Origin of the sequence: Bradyrhizobium sp. AC87j1 (assembly GCF_002936975.1) — a bacterium.
Lineage (GTDB): Bacteria > Pseudomonadota > Alphaproteobacteria > Rhizobiales > Xanthobacteraceae > Bradyrhizobium > Bradyrhizobium shewense.
In genome coordinates, this window is record NZ_PTFE01000080.1 from 1 (window position 1) to 20,093 (window position 20,093).

Here is a 20,093-nt window from a genome sequence, read left to right on the forward strand (position 1 = left end):
GGTTGCAGCGAGCCCGGAGCCCACGGCTTCAACCAACAACCATCAGATCTTTAGCCCTTCCGCCGCTTCGCCTTCACATCGACCATCAGCCGCCAATCGGCCACGGCGGATGGCTTGACCTCGCCGAGCCAGTGGAAGGAATCGCCGGTGATTTCCGTAAAGCTCCAGCGCGTCAGTTCGCCGGCCTCGGTCGTCCCCTCCTGCACGATGTCGGCGCCGCGCGGCCGGCCGATCTGCTGGCGAAAGACGCTGCGTCCGGGATCGAACCAGGAAATCCGCCACGCATCGATGGTCGGATCGTAGACGCGCAGCGTCGTGCCGTACCAATTGCCCGCAATCGGAAAGGCCTGAGAGCCCGCGGGGCGCGGGATGATCCAGACGTCCTGGACCGCGCGGCCCTCCAGCACCCAGCCAAAATGGATCTCGCCGCGCGCAGTATGTTTTGTTCCACCGAGGCCGTGGGCCGTGATTTCGGCGTCCCAATCGCCGACAAAGCGGCCGTAAAGCTGCAGCGCCGCGGCGTGCTCGGAATTCGGTCCATCGGCGTGCAATAGTCGCGCAAAGTCGTTCATGTCGATCTCCTGTTGCGAGGAGATCAGCACCGAAAGACGGCAGAAGGCTTGGAGAAAATTGCGCCTCAGACACCGTCGAGGATGATCACCGTCGGCTTCGACGGCAGCGCGTCCCGCGACATCCGGAACGACCGCTCGGAGCGCCGGTCGATCTCGAACTGCTGGCCGATCCGGCGCATGAAATCGTCGAGCGGGGTGGCGAAGCGGTGCATCGGCAGCACCACCGAAGCGCGCAGCCGCCTGGTGATCTCGGAGACGCCGTCGAGCGACATGGTGTAGGTGCCGTCGATCGGCACCATCACGATGTCGAGCCGTCCGATCTGGGCGAAATGGCTGTCGTCGAGCTTGTGATGGAGGTGGCCGAGATGGCCGATGCAGAGGCCGGCGACCTCGAAGATGAAGATCGAATTGCCGTCGCGGATCATGTCGGCGCCGGCATCATCGCCGAAATAGCGGCGGATGTCGGTTGTGACATTGCGGATGAAGGCGTCACTGATGCGTTCTGAAACGATCGCCGGCTTTCCGTCTTCGCCCCAACCATGCAGCACGTGAGGAATGCGCTTATCGGGAAACAGAGAGTAGTGCGTGCTGTGGGCCCGGTTCATGGTCACGACGTCGGGCAGCCGCCCGACCTGGTAGGCGCCGCTATAATCGGTCGCGATGCGCAAGCCGCCGGGCGTGTCGATGAAATAGGTGGAATGACCGGCATAGGTGATCTCGACCTCGCCTGTGCCGGCCGCCGGCCGGAATGCGACCGGCAGAGCGCGCGGGGCCGCGTTGGCCATCGCCAGGCATTCGCTGCGCTGTGGCTGCTGGGCGAGGGCAGGGGCGCCCAGCCAACTGAGAAACGCAAGAGCCGTCAGCAATGGTCGAAACATGCAGAACCGTCCGCCGCTCATCGACGATCTGCTGAGTGTATCTACGAATTATCCTCGCGTCATGTGGTGCCGGCCAGCCGCGCCAATCCGCCGCTTGCCTCGATCAGTTTCACGGCTTTCCTGTCGAAGGACACGAAAGTGTCGGCTCCAAGCCAATTGCCTTCATGGGCGATGACGCCATCGGCGAAATCGCCCCCGGTATCGAGGAACGCCAATCCAGCCTCGGCTGCCGGCCGATCGACGACGGCATTGGAGGCATTGATCAAATGCCGGATCGAAGCCGAGATATTCTCAGCCGAAGTTTTGTAGCCTCGAGAGAGAACCCAGGCCAGCTCGCACAGTGCGGGGATCGAGATGGCTATTAGGTCTGCCTTCTTGAGAAGGGCTTCGGCCACCTTGCTCTGTTCGGCGTGATCCCCGACCAGAACGCGCACCAACACGTTGGTGTCGGGCGTTATCTTCATCGCTTGCCGGTCCAGCCGTCAGCGATGACTTCGTTCATCTCCTCGATCGACAATGATCGACCGTTCGTTTTTCCTCTCAGGAAACCGAAGGCATCCGAAATCTTTCCGACGGGCCGAGCTGCCTTCACCTCAACCCGCCCTCCAGGAAGCTTCTCTATCGAGATCTTGTCGCCGGGATGCACACCGAGGTGCTCCAGGAGATCCTTCCGCAGCGTAACCTGCCCCTTTGCCGTGACAGTAAGCGTGCCCATGGGATCCTCAATCCTTGATAGCCAATAGGTAAGGTAATTTAGCCTTACTTTCAAGTGCGGCAGGCAAGGCGCTCTCACACGACTTCAGTCCCGCCTTGGGCTGAACTTCCAGGTGATCGCAACGAGGCTGGCGGTGATCAGGCCGCTGATGAGGCCGGCGATGGGGAGTGCAAGCAGCAATGCCGCGGTTGCGGCCCAGCCGATCGAGGAGAACGCTTCGGCGAAGGTCGCAAGCCGCGACGAGGTCTGGCGGCGGCGGAATTGGCTGCGCCGGGCCTGCACCCGAAACCAGAGCTGGATCGCGGTCGCGGAGGCTGCGCTGAGGATGATCGCGCCGGCACTCACGGCAGCCTGGATCGGTGCGGCCAAGGCCAGTGCGGCGATCAGCGGGCAGAAGATCACGGCGATCGCGATCAGCACCACCTCGATCTTGGCGCGGATGACCGCGGATGGCGTCAGCGGCGCAGTCGCGACCAGGTCGGGGGCGTCTTCGCCCGAGATCGTCAGCCAGGCCAACCCGCCGGCAAGCTGTCCGGCCGCCATCACGACGACTGGCGTGATCAGCGTCAGCGCCGCGGAGCTGTCGGCAAAATTGCGCCAGAGCAGCAGCGCCGGCGGCACCAGATAGAGCAGCTGCATCAGGGTCTGCGAGATCAGCCAGGGATCGCGCCAGAGCAGCGAGAACTCCTTGCGCCGCAGCGCCTGCTGCCGCGACCCGGCGCGGAACGGGCGCTCCTTCGCGCGCCTGCTGCCGGAGGCGCCGTAAGCGGCGGCATCGATCGCCGTGTCGGCAAAGCGGTGCGAGAAGATCGCCATGACGCTTCCAAGCAGCACCAAAGCGAGCGCCAGGAGCGGCAGCAGCGCTTCGCTGTCGCCCATCGCCGCCCGCGCCGGCCACCACCAGATGCTGTCGACATCGGGGGCATGGGCGGCCACGCTGCCTGAAGTCAGGATGGTGAAGCGCGACAGCGTGCCGTAGGACATGATCGCCGCGATCTGGAGCGCGATGACGAAGCCGGCGCCGATGATCGCGGCGAGGATCTGGGCGATCAGGCGCGTGCGCGCCGGGCCGATCAGGCGAAACAACAGGATGGTGACGGCGATCGCGACCGCCGCGGCCGAGAGGCCCATGACGACGACCACCCCGAATGCGCTGAGCCAGCGCGCGCCGCCGCCGATCACGAGCACGTCGATGAAGGGCGTCGAGAACAGCAGCGCGATCGCGGTGACGGTCAGCGCGATCGCGGCGATGCGGACCGAGAACAGATTGGCGAGCGTCGCCGGCGAAGACATGATCAGGTCGAGATCGGCGCGGGCGTAGAACACCCGCGTCACCGATTCGATTGCCTGCGACAGCATCAAGGTCCAGGCGAGAAAGATCGTCGCCGAGATCACGATCAGCGAGGATTTGTCGAGCGGCAGCTGCAGATCGGCGAAACGGCCGATCACCGCCCAGGCCGGCAGATGCAGCAGCGCGGCGAAGCAGACGAGGCCGATGACCGCGGCGCGCGCCCGCTTGCGCCGTCCACCGGTCATCATGGCGAACCATTCGCGCCAGGCGAGCCGGAGCTCGTGGCGTGCGAACCAGGAGAGCGCGGTTGCCGAGCTCATGCGGCTTCCGGAAGCGTCACCAGCGCGATGAAGAGATCTTCCAGGCTGGTGTCGGCATGGCCGTTCTGCTGGCGCAGCTCGGTCAGCGTGCCCTCGGCCACCAGGCGGCCCGAGGCGATCACGCCGATGCGGTCGGCCATGCGCTCGGCGACTTCGAGAATATGCGTGGTCATGATGACGGTGCAGCCGGCGCGGACACGCTCGCTGAGCAGGCCCTTCACGTGGCGGGCGGAGACGGCATCGAGCCCCGTCAGCGGCTCGTCGAGAATGATGAGGCGGGGATCGTGCACCAGCGCGCCGGCGAGAGCGACCTTCTGGCGCATGCCCTTGGAAAAGCCCTCGCAGCGCTCGTGCCGATGTGGCTCCAGGCCAAGCGAGCCGAGCAGGTCCTGCGCCACCGGCTTCGAGACCGACGGCGCGATGCCCCAGAGGCCGGCGACGAATTCGAGATATTCGAGCGGGGTCAGCTTGTCGTAGATCATCGGCTCGTCGGAGACCCACGCCATCACCTGCTTGGCGGCGACGGGATTTTCGAGCGCATCGATGCCGAAGATTGAGACCGCGCCGGAATCGGGCCGCAACAGGCCCGCAACCATGCGCAAAGTGGTGGTCTTGCCGGCGCCGTTGGGGCCGACCAGCGCATAGAATTCGCCGGCGTGAATGGTGAGATCGAGGCTGTCGACCGCCAGACGGTCAAAACGCTTCGTTAGCCCCAGGACTTCCAGTGCCGACTTGTCCCGCTTCATGACGGCCACACTATCCGGTTTTGCATCGCTCGTGACCATGATCCCAAGATGTTTCGGCACCGTGAATCTACGGCCCACAAATTCCGCCATCCGGTTTCGACTAATGGCAAGTCACCGTTTGTTGACAGCGCTGAACGGTTCAGGCTGAATTGGTTCCGGACAAATGGCGCTAACGCAGCGAAACGACTGCGCAGCGACTGGACACAAGGTGCGGCAAGGCGGTCAGGAAGAACCGGCGGTTGCATCGGGAGGACGCGCGTCAATGCTGGATTTCGTTCAGCAGCTGGTCAGCGGTGTTGCGCTCGGCTGCGTCTACGGCCTGATCGCGCTCGGCTTCGTGCTCGTCTACAAGGCCACCGAGGTCGTCAATTTCGCCCAGGGCGATCTGATGATGCTCGGCGGCTTCTTCGCCTTCACCTTCATCGGCATGATGGGCCTGAACTACTGGATCGGCTTTGCCGGTGCGGTGGCCGCGATGGCCCTGTTCGGCATGCTGGCAGAGCGCGTGGTGGTGCGGCCGATCCTCGGCTATCCGCAATTCTCCATCATCATGGCCACCATCGGGCTCGGCTATTTCCTGCGCTCGGTCGCCGGCATGATCTGGGGCACCGATGATCTGAAGATCGAGACCCCGTTCAGCCAGGGCGTGCTCCGCATCGGCTCGCTGGTGCTCGCCTACGACAAGCTCTCGGTGATCGCGGCGACGATGATCCTGTGCACGCTACTCTATCTCTTCTTCAACAAGACCACGCTCGGCACCGCGATGCGCGCCAGTTCCGAGAACATGCTCGCGGCCTACTACATGGGCATCCCGGTCAAGCGCGTGGTGTCGGTCGTCTGGGCAATCAGCGCGGCGGTCGCGACCTGCGCCGGCGTGCTGCTGGCGCCGATCACCTTCATCCATTCCAATGTCGGCCTCGTGCTCGGCCTGAAGGCGTTTCCCGCTGCGGTCCTTGGCGGCTTCGGCTCGATCCCGGGCGCCGTGGTCGGCGGCGTCCTGATCGGCGTGATCGAGAGCATGGCGGGCTTTTACCTGCCCGAAGGCTGGAAGGATGTGGCGCCCTACCTCGTGCTGCTCGCCGTGCTGCTCTTGAAGCCAGAAGGCCTGTTCGGCCACCACGTCCGCAAGAAGGTCTGAACGCAATGCGCTTCCTGTTCAAGACCGACTATCAGGACGACATCAAGCTGTTTCCGCATTCGGGCTATCTGGTCTCGTACGGCATCCTGCTCGCACTGCTGCTGATCGCGCCCTTTGTGCTCTCCAGCTATCTGATGAGCCAGCTCGTCTTCGTCTGCATCTATGCGATCGTCGGCGTCGCGCTGCTGATCCTGACCGGCTTTACCGGCCAGGCCTCACTCGGTCACGCCGCGTTCCTTGCCATCGGGGCCTACACGGCGGCATACTTGCAGAAGTACAACGTGCCGTTCCCGGTCTACTTCCTCGCCGCCGGAGGTTTGACCGGCATCATCGGCGCGATGGTCGGCTTTCCCGCTTTGCGCCTCACCGGCATCTACCTCGTCATCGCCACCATCTCCTTTGCCCTGATCGTCGAGGAGATCCTGGCGCGCTGGGAAAGCGTCACCCACGGCAACGAGGGCATGCGGGTGAAGACACTGTCGCTCTTCGGCGTCACCGTCCCGCGCGACAGCCCCACCTTCTATTTCCTCTGCCTCTCCGTGCTGGTGCTGACCATCGTTGGCACGCTCAATCTGCTGCGCTCGCCGACGGGACGTGCCTTCGTCGCGATCCGCGACAGCGAGACGGCGGCGCGCAGCATGGGCGTCAATGTCGCGCTCTACAAGGTGAAGTCGTTCGCGATCTCGGCGGCGATCACCGGCTTTGCCGGCGTGCTGTTCGCGCACAAGCTCTCCTTCATCTCGCCGGAGATGTTCACGCTCCAGCTCTCGATCGAGTTCATCATCGTGATCCTGATCGGCGGCACCTTCAGCCTGCACGGCGCGGTGCTGGGCGCGATCTTCATCGTGATGATCGATCCGTTCCTGACCTATCTGAAGGACGACATGCCCGGCATGATCGCCGGGATCGCGGCGACGTTCGGTGCCGGCACGGCCACCGCGGGAAACATCCAGTCGAAGGTCGCGGCCTTCGCCTCGCTCAACGGCCTCAAGGGCGCGATCTACGGAATCATCATCGTGCTGTTCGTGCTGTTCGAGCCGCTCGGTCTCTACGGCCGCTGGCTCAAGATCAAGCTGTTCTTCCAGCTATTCCCGCTCTACAAGCGCGCCACCTTCAAGCGGCAGAAGATCTACGTGAAGTCGGAGCGGAACCGATGAGCTATTTCCGCGCCGAGAATTTGTCGCTGCATTTCGGGGGCCTCAAGGCCGTCGATGCGGTCTCGTTCGCGGTGGAGAAGGGCGAGATCCTGTCGATCATCGGGCCGAACGGTGCCGGCAAGAGCTCGATCTTCAACCTGATCTCGCGGATCTACCGGCCGACCTCGGGCCGCATCTTCTTCGAGGACCAGGATATCACCGAAGAGCCGCCTTACGACATCGCCAAGCTCGGCATCGCCCGCACCTTCCAGAACATCGAGCTGTTTGAGAATGCGACCGTGCTCTCCAACCTCCTGGTCGGCCGTCACCGGCACTCGACCACGCAGCTCTGGCAGGAGCTCTTGTTCCTGCCGAGCGTGCGGGCCAACGAGAAGGTGCATCGCCGCAGGGTCGAGCAGGTCATCGAGTTCCTCGATCTCGAACCCTATCGCGACAAGCTGATCTCCGGCCTGCCTTACGGCGTGCGCAAGGTGATCGAGCTGGCGCGCGCACTGTGCTCGGAGCCGAAGCTGATCCTGCTCGACGAGCCGTCGTCCGGCCTCAATGTCGAGGAGACCGACGACATGTCGTTCTGGATCCGCGACATGAAGAGCGAGCTCGGCATCACCGTGCTGATGGTCGAGCACGACATGTCGCTGGTCAACCGCGTCTCCGATCGCGTCATCGCGCTCAACTACGGCCGCGTGCTGGCAATGGGCTCGCCCGCCGAGGTGCAGCAGCATCCTGACGTCGTCGCCGCGTATCTGGGAGCTTGACGCATGGACGCCGCCGTCACGCCCGAGATCATCCTGAAGCTCTCCAACATCGAGAGCTATTACGGGCCGATCATGGCGATCCGCGGCATCTCGCTGGAAGTGCCGCGCGGCCGCATCGTCACCCTGCTGGGGGCGAACGGCGCCGGCAAGACCACGGTGCTGAAGACCATCTCGGGCATTCTCGACCCGCAAAAGGGCTCGATCGAATTCCTGGGCAAGCCGATCCAGCGCATGGAGGCCGACCGCATCGTGCGGCTGGGCCTCAGCCACGTGCCGGAAGGACGCGAGGTGTTTCCGTTCCTGTCGGTGCGCGAGAACCTGATGATGGGGGCCTATCCGCGCAAGGACCGCGACGGCGTCGCGGAGGATCTCGAGCGCGTCTATGGTTACTTTCCGCGGCTGAAGGAGCGCATCAACCAGCCGGCCGGCCAGCTCTCCGGCGGCGAGCAGCAGATGCTGGCGATCGGCCGCGCCCTGATGAACCGGCCGACGCTGCTGCTGCTCGACGAGCCGTCGCTCGGCCTGTCGCCGCTGCTGGTGAAGGAGATCTTCACCATCATCCGCCGCGTCAACGAGGAGCAGGGCATGTCGATCCTGCTGGTCGAGCAGAACGCCAAGGTGGCGCTGGAGACGGCGCATTACGGCTACGTGCTGGAGATCGGCCGTATCGTGATGAACGACACCTGCGACCGCTTGATGCATTCCCAGGACATCCAGGAGTTCTACCTTGGCGCCAAGGAAGCGGGCGCGCGGGGCGAGCGGCGCTGGAAAAAGAAGAAGACGTGGCGGTGAGGAAGAGCTGGCGGTAAGATGAGCTTGCCATCCGCAATAGAGACCGCCGGCAAGGCAGGCACCGGAGGCAGGCGACAAGGAGGAGAGGTGCATGGCCCGACCGGCGGTGCTGACGGTCGCTGATACGATCGCGAAGAGCTTCTTGCGCGCTGCGGAGACGCGGGGCGATCGGCCGGCCATCCGCGAGAAGAAATTCGGCATCTGGCAGCCGACCAGCTGGCGCGAATGGCTGGCGATATCGAAAGAGATCGCCTACGCGCTTCATGCGACCGGCTTCATGCCCGGCGACGTCGCCTCCATCATCGCCAACGCCGTGCCGGAATGGGTCCATGCCGACATGGGCATCCTGTGCGCCGGCGGCGTCGCTTCGGGCATCTACCCGACCGATGCGTCGTCCCAGGTCGAATATCTCATCAACGATTCCCGCACCAAAGTGATCTTCGCCGAGGACGAGGAGCAGCTCGACAAGATCCTCGCCTGCCGCGCGCGCTGCGCGAGCCTGCAGAAGATCATCGTGTTCGACATGGAGGGCCTCAGCGGCTTCTCCGACGACATGGTGATGTCGCTCGACGAGTTTCGCGCGCTCGGCCGCAATCACATGGTCGGCCGCGAGGCGCTGTGGCAGGAGATGATCGATAGCCGCGGCGCCGATGATCTCGCGATCCTGGTCTATACGTCCGGCACCACCGGTCCCCCTAAGGGCGCGATGCACGCCAACCGCAGCGTCACGCACCAGATGCGTCACGCCAACGACTTCATCCCGGCGCAGGAGGACGAGGACAGGCTGATCTTCCTGCCGCTGTGCCACGTCGCCGAACGCATCGGCGGATACTACATCTCGGTCGCTCTCGGGTCGGTGATGAATTTCGCCGAGAGCCCGGAAACCGTGCCGGACAATTTGCGCGAGGTGCAGCCGACCGTCTTCCTCGCGGTCCCCCGCATCTGGGAAAAATTCTATTCCGCCATCACCATCGCGCTGAAGGATGCGACCCCGCTCCAGCAATGGGTCTATCGCCGCGCCATCGGCATCGGCTATCGCATGGTCGATTACCGGATCGAGGGCAAGGCGCCGCCGCTGTCGTTGCGCCTCGCAAGCCGGATCGCCTACCGGGTCGCTTTCCGCAACATCCGCCGCATGATCGGGCTCGATCGCTGCCGCGTCGCCTTCACCGGCGCAGCGCCGATCGCGCCGGAGCTGATCCGCTGGTATCTCGCGCTCGGCATCGACCTGCACGAGCTCTACGGCCAGACCGAGAATTGCGGCGTCGCCACCATGATGCCGGCGACGCGGATCAAGCTCGGCTCGGTCGGCACCGCCGTGTCCTGGGGCGAGGTCGCGCTGTCGCCCGAAGGCGAGATCCTGATCAAGGGCGACTTCCTGTTCATGGGCTATCTCAACCAGCCGGAGAAAACGGCGGAAGCGATCGATCAACGCGGCTGGCTGCACACCGGCGACGTCGGCACCATCGACAATGAAGGCTTCGTCCGCATCACCGACCGCATGAAGGACATCATCATCACCTCCGGCGGCAAGAACGTCACGCCGTCCGAAATCGAGAACCAGCTCAAGTTCTCGCCCTACATCTCCGATGCCGTCGTGATCGGCGACAAGCGGCCGTATCTGACCTGCCTCGTGATGATCGACCAGGAGAATGTCGAGAAGTTCGCCCAGGACCACGACATTCCCTTCACCAACTATGCGAGCCTGTGCCGGGCGACGGAGATTCAAGACCTGATCGGGCGCGAGATCGAGCAGGTCAACGGCAATTTTGCCCGCGTCGAAACCATCAAGAAGTTCTACCTGATCGAGCGCCAGCTCACTCCGGAGGACGAGGAGCTGACGCCGACCATGAAGCTGAAGCGCGGTTTCGTGAACAAGCGTTACGCCGCCGAGATCGAGGCGATGTATCGCGAGCGCGCGGTTGCTTGAGCATGATCCGGAGGATCATGCTCAAGAGAGATGGATTTGAGAAAACGGCGAAGGCTTGAGAGGCCCGATCCTTCGCTCAACACGGGCCACTGAAGGAGGAGACTGCAATGTCGAAATCGCTGAAGGCGCTGGGCCTGGCGGTGAGCGCCCTTGCGCTGACCTGTCTGCCGGCCGCCGCTCAAACCAAGGTCACCAATGAGGGCATCTCGGCATCCGAGATCGTCATCGGCACGCATCAGGACCTGTCGGGCCCGATCAAGGGCTGGGGCGTGCCGGTCTCCAACGGCATGAAGATGGCGGTCGAGGAGATCAACGCTGCGGGCGGTGTCCAGGGTCGCAAGATCAAGCTTGTCGTCGAGGATAGCGGCTACGATCCGAAGAAAGCCGTGCTGGCCTCGCAAAAGCTGATCGAGCGCGACAAGATTTTCGCGATGGTGGGACCAATGGGATCGCCGACCGTGCTCGCTGCGCAGGATATCCTGCTCGACGCCGGCGTGCTTCAGCTCTTCCCGCTGACGGCGGCCGAGTTCACCTTCAAGTTCGATGCGGCCAAGCCGCAGGAGCGGCTGAAGTTCAACAACCTCCTGCCCTATGTCGAGAGCACGCGCGCAGCGCTCAAATACATGATTGAGGCAAAAAATTTCAAGAAGCCGTGCATCATGCATCAGGACGACGAGTACGGAAAAAACGTGCTCGATGGTTTTAACCAGCAGCTCGCCGCCATGAAGGTGCAGCCGGCCTCGATCACGAGCTACAAGCGCGGCGCCTCCGACTTCTCGGCGCAGGTCGCCAAGATGAAGTCCGACGGCTGCGACCTCGTCGTGCTCGGCGCGGTCCTCCGTGAGCCTATCGGCACCATGACCGAGGCCAGGAAGCTCGGCTGGGAGGTCACCTTCCTCGGTGCCACGCCCGTCAACGTGCTCGAAGTGCCGGCGCTCGGCAAGGAAGTGGTGGAAGGCTTGTATGCCGCTTCGAACTTCGAAATTCCCTACGAAGACACCGCGAAGGGAAAGGTGAAGGACTGGCTCGTCAATTACAAGAAGATGTTCAACGCCGACGCCAACACTCAGGCGATCATCGGCTACAATGCGGTGATGACGTTCGCGCATTATGCCAACAAGGCTGGCAAGGAACTCACTGGCCAGAAGATGCTCGACGCGCTGGAGTCCGGCGACAAGTTCCAGGATATCTTCAATTCGCCGCCGACCGTGTTCTCGAAGACCAACCATCTCGCCACCACCGTCACCCAGGTGCAGCAGGTGAAGAACGGCCGTTGGGTCCTGGTGAAGGACAATCTGATGTTTTGATGAAGGGCGGCTCTCGCGACACGAACGGTGCACCCTCTCCCCTTGCGGGAGAGGGTGGATCGCCGCAAAGCGGCGAGCCGGGTGAGGGGTCTCTATCCTCACGAATAGCCTAGCGAGCGGAAAGAACCCCTCATCCGTCGCGCTTGCGCGCGTTTCCTTCTCCCGCAAGGGGAGAAGGAAGAGCCGCAGGCGGACAGAAGCCTACGATCCCCCGCTCGCCGTCCCCGAATTCACCGGCGCCAACTCGTCCTCGCGGCAGCGCCAGCCGTCGGCGGCCTTGACGAACGCAAAAGTGCGCTGGATCCTCAGGCGGCGCGTCACGTTGAAGGCTTCTGCCGAACGCTCCTTGTTGGCGGCGCTCGGCTGCGGAAGACCCGTCCTGGCGTCCCAGCAGGTGCCGGTGCAGCTGGATGCGACCTTGCTGCACATGGTGAAGGGCGCCAGCACCGCCATCTCGATTTCGCCGGTGACCTGAGCCTCCTGCTCGGTCACCTGGCTGTCGAGCGCGTAGACGCGGTTGATGCGGAGGAAGCTGCCGCACGAATTGGCCGCATGGATCCGCGCCGCGCAGAAGTCGACCGCGTCGGTGTCGGGGATGCGGGCCGCGACCTGCCGGCCGAACACCTTCTTGGGATCGCCCTTCGCCGCGCGGATGTCGTCGGCTTTGTGCTTCAAATGATCGGCGAGGCAATCCTCTGCGGATTCGAGCTCCTGGAGCGGCACGTTCTCCTTGCCGACCAGATTGCATTTGCGATCGCGCTCGCGTGTCCACCTGCCATATTCGGCGAAGGCAAAGCGCGCTGCGGTCGGGTCCAGCTTGCCGATCAGGCCGAGCACCTGGCCATTGAGCTCCGTTTCGGCAAGTGCCAGCGACGGGTCCGCACAAATCACCGCGCCCGCCGCGGTGTTGGCTGCGAGGCAGTCGAAATCCGGATCGCGCAGGATCGCGGCGCGCTCCTCGGTCACCTTGAGCAGGCACGCCTTCACCCGCTCGAAATCGTCGGGGCGGATCGCGGTCTGGCCGACGATGCCGCAGCCGAGATTGCGCTGGCGGATCCAGATCGCATTCTCCTCGATCGCAGGCAGGCGATCGGGTAGGCGGGCGAGCCGCGCCTCGATCGCGGTGTTCAGCTTCTCGGCGGCGGCGGCAAGCGTGGCATCACCGCAGAACAATTGATTGCCGGGGTCGCGAATCTGCTGGCAGTTGTTCTTGGCGAACAGCGGCAGCCGATCGGCGATGGAGCGGTCGGACTGCGCTGACGCGGGTGAGACGAGCGCCAGCAGCGCAATCACAGTCAGCACGATGAACCGCATTCCCGTCGCCCCCGCAAAGCCGTGGCCATGCTAGCCGCCCGGATCGCGTGGTGGAATGAGTTTTTGGTGAACGGAGGTTCGTAGCCCGGATGGAGCGAAGCGTAATCCGGGATTCGTGCGACAAGCGACAGCGGCCCCGGATTTCGCTGCGCTCGATCCGGGCTACAAGATGGATCAACGTGCCTCGGCGGCGACCATCGAGACCTGCATCGGTTCGTCGACATATTTCATCACGGCCGACTGATGGAGCGCGAACAGCGGCCGGTAGCTCCGCGCAGCGTCGTCCTCGACCATCGCCATGCGGCGGTTGTCGAGCATCAGCCAGCGGCCGTCGAGACGCGCGGCGACAACCGCGTGCTCCTCGCCGGCCCTGACGTCGCGCACCACGAGGATGCGGAGGTCCTCGGCGGCCACGCCCGCCAACCGCAGCGCGGCCAGCTTGGCGACGGCATAGTCCTCGCAATCGCCGGCACCGCGCGCGAAGGTCGCCAGCGGCGAGCTCCAGACGTCGTCGATGCCGTCATTGGCGGCCCGGATGGCAAGGTTGATGGCGCGGTTGGTCTCGCCGAGCCGGGCGCGCCCGTAGCGGGCGCGGGCCTGGTCGACGATGGCGAGCAGCTTCAGGGCCGCCGGCGAAGCGCAATTGTCGCGGTCACCGTCGCATAGCGCGAGCTGCACCATGTCGCCGTCGAGCTTGTCCTTCAGCGCGAGCCATTTCTGTTGCAGGCTGCCGGCGGAGATGGCGAAGGCGAACACGCCGAACGGCTCGGCGGATTTGCGCACGAGTAGGCCTGCGCCCGGCGACAGCAGCGTGCCGGCGCGAAGCTCGGCGGTCGACCCACACAGGACCAATCCGCACAGGACAAGGATTGCGCGCCAGGCGCGCGAGCGAGCAGCGGTCTCCATCTGACATCCCCTTCCAGCTTCGCCAGATCCCCCTCGACCTGAACGTGCCGGGCTTTGTTGCTTTCGCGGAGATAGTGCGAGACGGGCCGTTTTGTTCTGCTTAACGCGCCCGGCTGGGGTTCCAAAACCGGGGAACAGGCTGAAACGGGCCCGTCCAAATTGCGTAAAATTTTACGATTCGCCGGCTAGGAGGTGTCCGGCTGCCGCGAAATCGAGCCAATTGCAGACACAAGTTGTGGCAGTGCCGAATCTGGGCCCGATGGCTAACGACCCCCTATTTCATGGGGTTCTGTTAGTTAGGTCACAGATTTAAGTGCGTATTTGCCGCAGGATGCTGCGGGACCTCGCGAAGGAAAGATGACGCAAGTATCTGCTCCGTGATTATACGTCAGCTTACTTTGGATGACTGGAAATGCGTGGAAACAGGCTGAATTCGACTTCCGAATATTTGAGAGATTACTTTCGCTTCTCTATAGCGGCGCCAAGCCGTGTGGCCTCCTGGGGCCAAGTGATGCGAAATCACACAAGCAATAGATGGTATCGCTAAGGACTTGCTAATGCTATGCAAGCTTAGGCGGTCGATACTTACTTAAATTTTAACTCTTTTTACGGTGCCCGGTTGAATTACGCTGGCCAATTTGACGCCGCGATTCCTTTGGACGGCCAGGGTTCCCGTTCGCCCGGCGGCGCTCATGTCGATTCCTTTACGGCGAAAGCGCATGGCCACGTGCCGGAGGGCGCGTTCGTTGTTCCCGACCCCAACCTGATCTTCAACGGCGAGTTCAAGCGCGCGGGTCTTGATCTCGTGCTGTCCCACGAGGGGCACGAGTTCGTCGTTCACGATTATTTCAGGGGCGACAAGCGTGCCGCGCTCGCCTCACCCGACGGCGCCCATCTCACCGGCGAAATTGTCAACGCGCTCACGGGCCATGTCCAGGTCGCTCAAGCCGCCCCCGGCGGCGCTGCCGCGGCCCAGGTCATCGGCCACGTCACCAAGCTCGTGGGCAGCGCGACCGCGATCCGCAATGGCGTCTCGGTCATCCTGAACAACGGCGACAATGTCGAGAAGGGCGACGTGGTCTCGACCGGCGCGGATTCCACGCTCGGCATCACCTTCATCGACGGCACCGTGTTCGGCCTGTCCTCGAATGCGCGGATGGTGCTGAACGAGATGGTCTACGACCCCAACGGGTCGAGCAATTCCTCGCTGCTGAGCCTGGTCGCCGGCACCATCACCTTCGTGGCCGGCGAGACCGCCAAGCACGGCGACATGAAGATCGACACGCCGGTCGCCACCATGGGCATCCGCGGCACCGCCGTGCTGACCCAGATCAACTTCGTCGTTCCGGCCGGTGGCGGCGATCCGCAGCCGCAGGCAAGCTTCCAGGTGCTGGTCGAGCCGAACGGCACGACGGGCTCCTACATCCTGTTCGACAAGGTCACGCTGCTGCCGATCGCGACGGTCAACCAGGCCGGCCAGATGATCCAGATCAGCGGCGGCAACGTCTCGATCTCCAATGCGCTGATGTCGCCGGACGTTCAGAAGCTGATCACGGACGTGTTCACGCTGAAGTTCACCGACAACAACACCAACACCAAGCTGACCACGAACTTCACCGACACGCTCACGCCGATGAGTCTGGACGTGGTGTTCAAGTCGGGGGGCGGCGCCGTCGCGACCGCGACATTCGTCAATCTCAATCCGCAGGGTTCGGAGGCGCCCAGCACGTCCACGCCGCCCATCGTGCGTATTCCCGGCCAGCCGATTGTGCAAAGCTTCGACGCCGGCGGCAATGTGAAGACGGCGTTCGCGCTGACCGAGCGTGCTGACGCGACCGGCGACACGCATTCCGATACGATTTCCGGCCTGATCAGATTCGTCGATCAAAACCTCGGCGACCGGCCGACGGTGAGCATCAGCCTCGCCGAAGCGCCGAACTACGTCTACAAGGACGCCGGCCAGCACGACGTCACCGGCTCGCTCTCGGCGCTCCAGAAGCAGGACATTGCGGCGACCCAGATCCAGATCAACGTCGCTCACGACGCCGGCAACAACAACAACGGCTCGGCGGTCTGGACGTACACGATTCCCGACAACGTCTTCGACTTCCTCGCGGCTGGCGAAACGCTGACGCTGACCTATATGGTCCGCGTCGACACCAATTTCGCAGTCAATCCCGAGTCCAGGTTCATCCCGATCACCATTACGGTCACGGGAACGAACGACAAGCCCACCGTCGCGACGTTGGGCGGAACCGTCATCGAAAAGGTCGGAACGGGCAACGAGGCTCTGGATACCATCACGGGCACCGTCACCTTCTCCGACGTCGATCTGACGGACCGCCCGATCGTGAGCGCGGCACTCTCGTCGACCCAGCCGTTCAAATATCTCGATGCCGAAGGCAACGATATCACGTCGCTGACGCCGCAGCAGCTCGCGGCGATCGCCGCCGTCGAGGTGCCGCTGACCGTGGTACAAGGCGCGGGAAACGGCAACAACGGTTCGGCCACCTGGACCTACAGCGTTCCCGACCATCTGTTCGATTTCCTCGCCAAAGGCGAGAAACTGACCCTCAACTACGTGGTGCAGGTCGATGACGGGCACGGCGGTGTCATCAGCACGCCGGTTACCGTGTCCATCGACGGTGCGGACGTCAATGTCGAGGGCACCAACGACGTGCCGACGATCGTCGAAGATCTGACCACGCCGACCGGTGCGGTGACCGAGGATACGGCGGCCACGCTCGCCGCCAACGGCACCATCACATTCAACGATCCTGATCTCACGGATACGCACACCGCGAGTTTTTCGCTGAAGTCGACAATTTCGAGCGCGCATCTGCCGGGCTTCAGCGACGGCACCTCGCATATCGGCACGTTCGCGCTGACGGCGGTGGTTGAAAGCCCGGGCGCCAGCTCTCGCGGGTCGGTAGGCTGGACCTTTACGCTCAACAATAACGACCCGGTGCTGCAGTCGCTGGCCAAAGGCCAGACGATCACGCAGGTCTACACCGTCACGGTGATCGACAACAACGGTGCGGCGGTAACGCAGGACGTCACGGTCACGATCACAGGGACCAACGATGCCCCGACCATCACCAGCGATGAAGACGCGGCGAAGGGCTGTGTCACCGAGGACGCGGGCCTGACACTCTCGATCGGCGGCACGTTGGCCATCCAGGATTTGGACCTGATCGACACCCACGGTGCGCAGGCGGTGTTCAAGTCGGCGACGTCGAACGCGCAGCTGCCCGGCTTCGACGGCAACACGCCGCTCGGCACTTTCACGATCGATTCCGACGTCGCGGAGTTCAATACCGACACCGATAATGGCGCGACGGTGGGCTGGCACTTCAGCCTCGGCAATAACAACGCCGTGCTCCAGTCGCTGGCCAAGGGCCAGACCATCACCCAGGTCTATACCGTCACCTTTACCGACAACCACGGTGCGCAGGTCTCGCAGGACGTGACCGTCACGATCAACGGCGCCAACGACGCGCCGACGGTCACGAGCGATGCCTGCGCGGCAAAAGGCGAGGTCCTCGAGGATGAGGGCACCTCGCTGACCACCGGCGGCACGCTCGCGATCCAGGACGTCGACCTGATCGACACCCATACGGCGCAGTGGTCGTTCAAGTCGTCGTCCGTCAGCACGGATCTGCCGGGCTTCGAAACCAGCTCGCCTATCGGCACCTTCTCCATCGGCACGTTGTCCGAATCCAACGCCGACACCAACAACGGCGCGACGCTCGACTGGCACTTCACGATCGACAACAGCGATCCCGTGCTGCAGTCGCTGGCGGAAGGGCAGACCATCACTCAGGTCTACACCGTCACGTTCACCGACAATCACGGCGCGCAAATCTCGCAAGACGTCATCGTCACCATCACCGGCACCAACGATGCGCCGGCGGTGTCCTATGTCACGTCGGACTACATGAACTTCGACGGTGCGACCATCGCGGTCGGCGACGTGCCGACGGTCGCCACGGACGACGTGACGTTGGACGGCTGGGTGAACTGGAACGGGGACGCTGCCTCCGCCGGCCAGGTCTTGTTCTACAATGGCAATACATCGACCACCGGTTTCGGTCTCATGGGCACCGTCATCAGCGGCAAGCTGGAGATCGCGATTCTCGAGGGCGGTGTCGAGGTCCAGGACACCGGCTTCGCGCTCACTGCGGGGGAATGGCATAACCTCGCCTTGACGCGCGATAACGGCATCTTCACGCTCTATGTCGATGGCAGCGCCGTCTATTCCCACAGTGGAGGCGTGAACGCGATCGCTGGCGCTCCGGAACCGTCCTACATGATGATCGGGGCGGCGAGCGCAAGGTTCGCCCCGGGCTTCGGCGCGCAAGGCTTCACCGGCTCGATCGCCGATGTCAGCGTCTGGACCGCCGCACTCACGCAGGCGCAGATCCAGTCAATCGACTTCACCGCACTCACGGGCAGTGAGGGCGGCCTTGCCGCATACTACCAACTGGGCGATGGCAGCGGATTCACGGCTTCCAATTCGGTCAACCCCCCCAAGAGCCTCGCCATCGAGGGTGATGCGGACTGGGCCAGCAGCACCGTCGCCGACCTCATGGAAACCAATGCCGGCCAGCTTACGCATGGCGTGCTCGCGCTCTCCGACGTCGATGCGACCGATCACGTGACGGTCTCGGTCAGCGAGGTGCAGGTTACTCTCGACGGACTGCCGCAAGCCGGCAGTGTCGGCGACCTCTCGCATGCGGACCTCCTGAACTATTTCACCGTGCCGTCCGGCGAGATCCTCGACGGCACGGCCACCAGCGCCCAGTTCACGTGGCAGTTCAATTCGGGCAGCCAGGCGTTCGATTTCCTCGCTGCCGGTCAAACGCTGTCGCTGCAATACACGATCGTGCCGGACGACAGCCACACCGCAACCGGTACTGGTAATGGCGTCGTCACTATCACCATCACCGGCAGCAACGACGCGCCGACGCTCGATAACACCACGCTGGCCCCGGTCGCGGGCAACGAGAGCGATCCGAGCGGAAGCACGATCAGCGCTCTCTTCGCGGATAAGTTCCACGACGCTGACACCGGCGCGAGTCTGAAGGCCATCGCGGTGACGTCGGATGCCGCCACCGCTACGCAGGGCATCTGGCAATACGAGCTTGCTGGCACCCAGCAATGGGTCGACATCGGCTCCGTCAGCGACACGACCGCCCTGGTGCTCAGCCCCGATACGCTGATCCGGTTCGTGCCGGCCAACGGCTTCACCGGGACGCCGGACCCGCTGGGCGTCCACGCCCTGGACGACACCTATGCCGGCGCAGTCACGGACGCCTCGTCGACGGCGATGATCGACATTACCGCCACCGGCACCAGCGGCACCACGGCGGTCTCGCACGATCTCACCACCATCGGCACGAGCGTGACGACCCCCGCCGGCGGCCCGGTGATCAATACTGAGAGGTTCTACGTTGAGCATATCAACGAGAACAACAGCGACATTATCCACGATCTCGTGGTTGATGACGCCGATGCCGGCGCCGCGACCGACGACTTTACCGTTACGCTCTCGACGGCGCATCCGACGCTCAGCAGCGTCCATTTCTATCCCGTCACGGGTTCGCTCGACAGCATCAACACCGGCCTTGAGACTGGTGTCGTCTATAATCCGACCGGTGTCCCCTCTGATCCGCCAGCCTCGCCGCCGGACCAGGACAAGATCACGCTGACGGTTACGGACAACACCACGGGCCAGTCCGATACCGTCAACTTCATCTTCAACGAGGCCGGCGACAACGGCCAGAGCGCCCTCCTGGAAGGCACCAGCGGCAAGGACGTCATCTTCGCGACCGATACCAACGACACGCTGACCGGCGGCGGCGCCAAGGACCAGTTCGTGTTCGCGCCGGGCTTGATGTACGATGGCAACGGACAGCCCGTCACCGATTTCTCGCACACCATCACCGATTTCACGGTGGGCCTGGACAAAATCGACCTGCGTCAGTTCTCGGATGTGAGCTCGACGAGTAACCTCGCCATCGCCCAGCAGCAGAATGGCGACACCCTGATCACCTGGAATCAGGAAATCACGCAGCAATCCGGACCGATACAGGAACACGAGTCGCTTCTGCTCAAGAATGTGGTTGCCGCGAATCTCAAGGCCGGCGATTTCATCTTCCACATCACCTGAGCCACCGCTCGCCGGCCCTTGACAACGGCAAAAAATCCATAAGCCTCAGGAGCCAGGGCATAGCCAATCCCGCGCCGACGCTCCATGATCGGTGCGCCCG

Annotated in this window: 15 protein-coding genes; 7 read left to right on the forward strand and 8 right to left on the reverse strand. The window is 63.5% G+C overall.

The genetic code is table 11. From position 1 onward, the window contains the following. Positions 1–50: 50 nt before the first annotated feature. From CV770_RS30795 to CV770_RS30820, 6 genes are all read right to left on the reverse strand, one after another. The gene (locus CV770_RS30795) at positions 51–572 is read right to left on the reverse strand and encodes a hypothetical protein (protein WP_201760113.1); all 522 of its coding nucleotides are present in this window, start codon (positions 570–572) and stop codon (positions 51–53) included. A gap of 65 nt (positions 573–637) precedes the next feature. Then, on the reverse strand, positions 638–1,450 hold the full coding sequence (locus CV770_RS30800; protein ID WP_104465053.1) for an MBL fold metallo-hydrolase: 813 nt from the start codon (positions 1,448–1,450) through the stop codon (positions 638–640). A 59-nt stretch (positions 1,451–1,509) separates the two neighbouring features. Further along, positions 1,510–1,914 (reverse strand): type II toxin-antitoxin system VapC family toxin, encoded by a 405-nt coding sequence (locus tag CV770_RS30805; RefSeq protein ID WP_104465034.1) that lies wholly within the window; start codon positions 1,912–1,914, stop codon positions 1,510–1,512. Beyond that, entirely contained in the window at positions 1,911–2,165 is a 255-nt protein-coding gene (locus tag CV770_RS30810) for an AbrB/MazE/SpoVT family DNA-binding domain-containing protein (RefSeq protein WP_018321341.1), read from the reverse strand. The genes CV770_RS30805 and CV770_RS30810 overlap by 4 nt, the downstream gene beginning before the upstream one ends. An 84-nt stretch (positions 2,166–2,249) precedes the next feature. After that, entirely contained in the window at positions 2,250–3,776 is a 1,527-nt protein-coding gene (locus CV770_RS30815) for a permease (protein ID WP_104465035.1), read from the reverse strand. Then, positions 3,773–4,522 (reverse strand): ABC transporter ATP-binding protein, encoded by a 750-nt coding sequence (locus CV770_RS30820; RefSeq protein WP_165637232.1) that lies wholly within the window; start codon positions 4,520–4,522, stop codon positions 3,773–3,775. The genes CV770_RS30815 and CV770_RS30820 overlap by 4 nt, the downstream gene beginning before the upstream one ends. Before the next feature lie 262 nt (positions 4,523–4,784). Between CV770_RS30820 and CV770_RS30825 the strand changes: the two genes are divergently transcribed. From CV770_RS30825 to CV770_RS30850, 6 genes are all read left to right on the forward strand, one after another. Further along, positions 4,785–5,660: a branched-chain amino acid ABC transporter permease gene (locus tag CV770_RS30825; RefSeq protein WP_091955829.1), complete on the forward strand. Its 876-nt coding sequence runs from the start codon at positions 4,785–4,787 to the stop codon at positions 5,658–5,660. 5 nt (positions 5,661–5,665) lie between these two features. Continuing rightward, on the forward strand, positions 5,666–6,817 hold the full coding sequence (locus CV770_RS30830) for a branched-chain amino acid ABC transporter permease (RefSeq protein WP_104465036.1): 1,152 nt from the start codon (positions 5,666–5,668) through the stop codon (positions 6,815–6,817). Further along, on the forward strand, positions 6,814–7,572 hold the full coding sequence (locus CV770_RS30835; protein ID WP_104465037.1) for an ABC transporter ATP-binding protein: 759 nt from the start codon (positions 6,814–6,816) through the stop codon (positions 7,570–7,572). Before CV770_RS30830 ends, CV770_RS30835 begins: the two co-directional genes overlap by 4 nt. 3 nt (positions 7,573–7,575) lie before the next feature. Beyond that, entirely contained in the window at positions 7,576–8,364 is a 789-nt protein-coding gene (locus CV770_RS30840; protein WP_091955832.1) for an ABC transporter ATP-binding protein, read from the forward strand. A 91-nt stretch (positions 8,365–8,455) separates the two neighbouring features. After that, positions 8,456–10,294, forward strand: a complete 1,839-nt coding sequence (locus CV770_RS30845; RefSeq protein ID WP_104465038.1) for an AMP-dependent synthetase/ligase — start codon at positions 8,456–8,458, stop codon at positions 10,292–10,294. 107 nt (positions 10,295–10,401) lie between these two features. Beyond that, entirely contained in the window at positions 10,402–11,601 is a 1,200-nt protein-coding gene (locus CV770_RS30850; protein WP_104465039.1) for an ABC transporter substrate-binding protein, read from the forward strand. 201 nt (positions 11,602–11,802) lie between these two features. Here CV770_RS30850 and CV770_RS30855 read toward each other — a convergent pair whose 3' ends face one another. Continuing rightward, positions 11,803–12,915 carry a lysozyme inhibitor LprI family protein gene (locus CV770_RS30855; RefSeq protein WP_104465040.1) on the reverse strand — a complete coding sequence of 371 codons (1,113 nt, stop codon included), beginning with the start codon at positions 12,913–12,915 and terminating at the stop codon, positions 11,803–11,805. Between the two features lie 174 nt (positions 12,916–13,089). Next, positions 13,090–13,821, reverse strand: a complete 732-nt coding sequence (locus tag CV770_RS30860) for a transglutaminase-like cysteine peptidase (protein WP_104465041.1) — start codon at positions 13,819–13,821, stop codon at positions 13,090–13,092. Between the two features lie 619 nt (positions 13,822–14,440). Between CV770_RS30860 and CV770_RS30865 the strand changes: the two genes are divergently transcribed. Beyond that, positions 14,441–19,993 carry a VCBS domain-containing protein gene (locus CV770_RS30865; protein WP_502693624.1) on the forward strand — a complete coding sequence of 1,851 codons (5,553 nt, stop codon included), beginning with the start codon at positions 14,441–14,443 and terminating at the stop codon, positions 19,991–19,993. Positions 19,994–20,093: the final 100 nt, after the last annotated feature.

Bases quoted from the DNA above. Each gene is read 5' to 3' on its own strand.
- CV770_RS30795 (WP_201760113.1), bottom strand. From the start codon at position 572: ATGAACGACTTTGCGCGACTATTGCACGCCGATGGACCGAATTCCGAG.
- CV770_RS30800 (WP_104465053.1), bottom strand. From the start codon at position 1,450: ATGTTTCGACCATTGCTGACGGCTCTTGCGTTTCTCAGTTGGCTGGGC.
- CV770_RS30805 (WP_104465034.1), bottom strand. From the start codon at position 1,914: ATGAAGATAACGCCCGACACCAACGTGTTGGTGCGCGTTCTGGTCGGG.
- CV770_RS30810 (WP_018321341.1), bottom strand. From the start codon at position 2,165: ATGGGCACGCTTACTGTCACGGCAAAGGGGCAGGTTACGCTGCGGAAG.
- CV770_RS30815 (WP_104465035.1), bottom strand. From the start codon at position 3,776: ATGAGCTCGGCAACCGCGCTCTCCTGGTTCGCACGCCACGAGCTCCGG.
- CV770_RS30820 (WP_165637232.1), bottom strand. From the start codon at position 4,522: ATGAAGCGGGACAAGTCGGCACTGGAAGTCCTGGGGCTAACGAAGCGT.
- CV770_RS30825 (WP_091955829.1), top strand. From the start codon at position 4,785: ATGCTGGATTTCGTTCAGCAGCTGGTCAGCGGTGTTGCGCTCGGCTGC.
- CV770_RS30830 (WP_104465036.1), top strand. From the start codon at position 5,666: ATGCGCTTCCTGTTCAAGACCGACTATCAGGACGACATCAAGCTGTTT.
- CV770_RS30835 (WP_104465037.1), top strand. From the start codon at position 6,814: ATGAGCTATTTCCGCGCCGAGAATTTGTCGCTGCATTTCGGGGGCCTC.
- CV770_RS30840 (WP_091955832.1), top strand. From the start codon at position 7,576: ATGGACGCCGCCGTCACGCCCGAGATCATCCTGAAGCTCTCCAACATC.
- CV770_RS30845 (WP_104465038.1), top strand. From the start codon at position 8,456: ATGGCCCGACCGGCGGTGCTGACGGTCGCTGATACGATCGCGAAGAGC.
- CV770_RS30850 (WP_104465039.1), top strand. From the start codon at position 10,402: ATGTCGAAATCGCTGAAGGCGCTGGGCCTGGCGGTGAGCGCCCTTGCG.
- CV770_RS30855 (WP_104465040.1), bottom strand. From the start codon at position 12,915: ATGCGGTTCATCGTGCTGACTGTGATTGCGCTGCTGGCGCTCGTCTCA.
- CV770_RS30860 (WP_104465041.1), bottom strand. From the start codon at position 13,821: ATGGAGACCGCTGCTCGCTCGCGCGCCTGGCGCGCAATCCTTGTCCTG.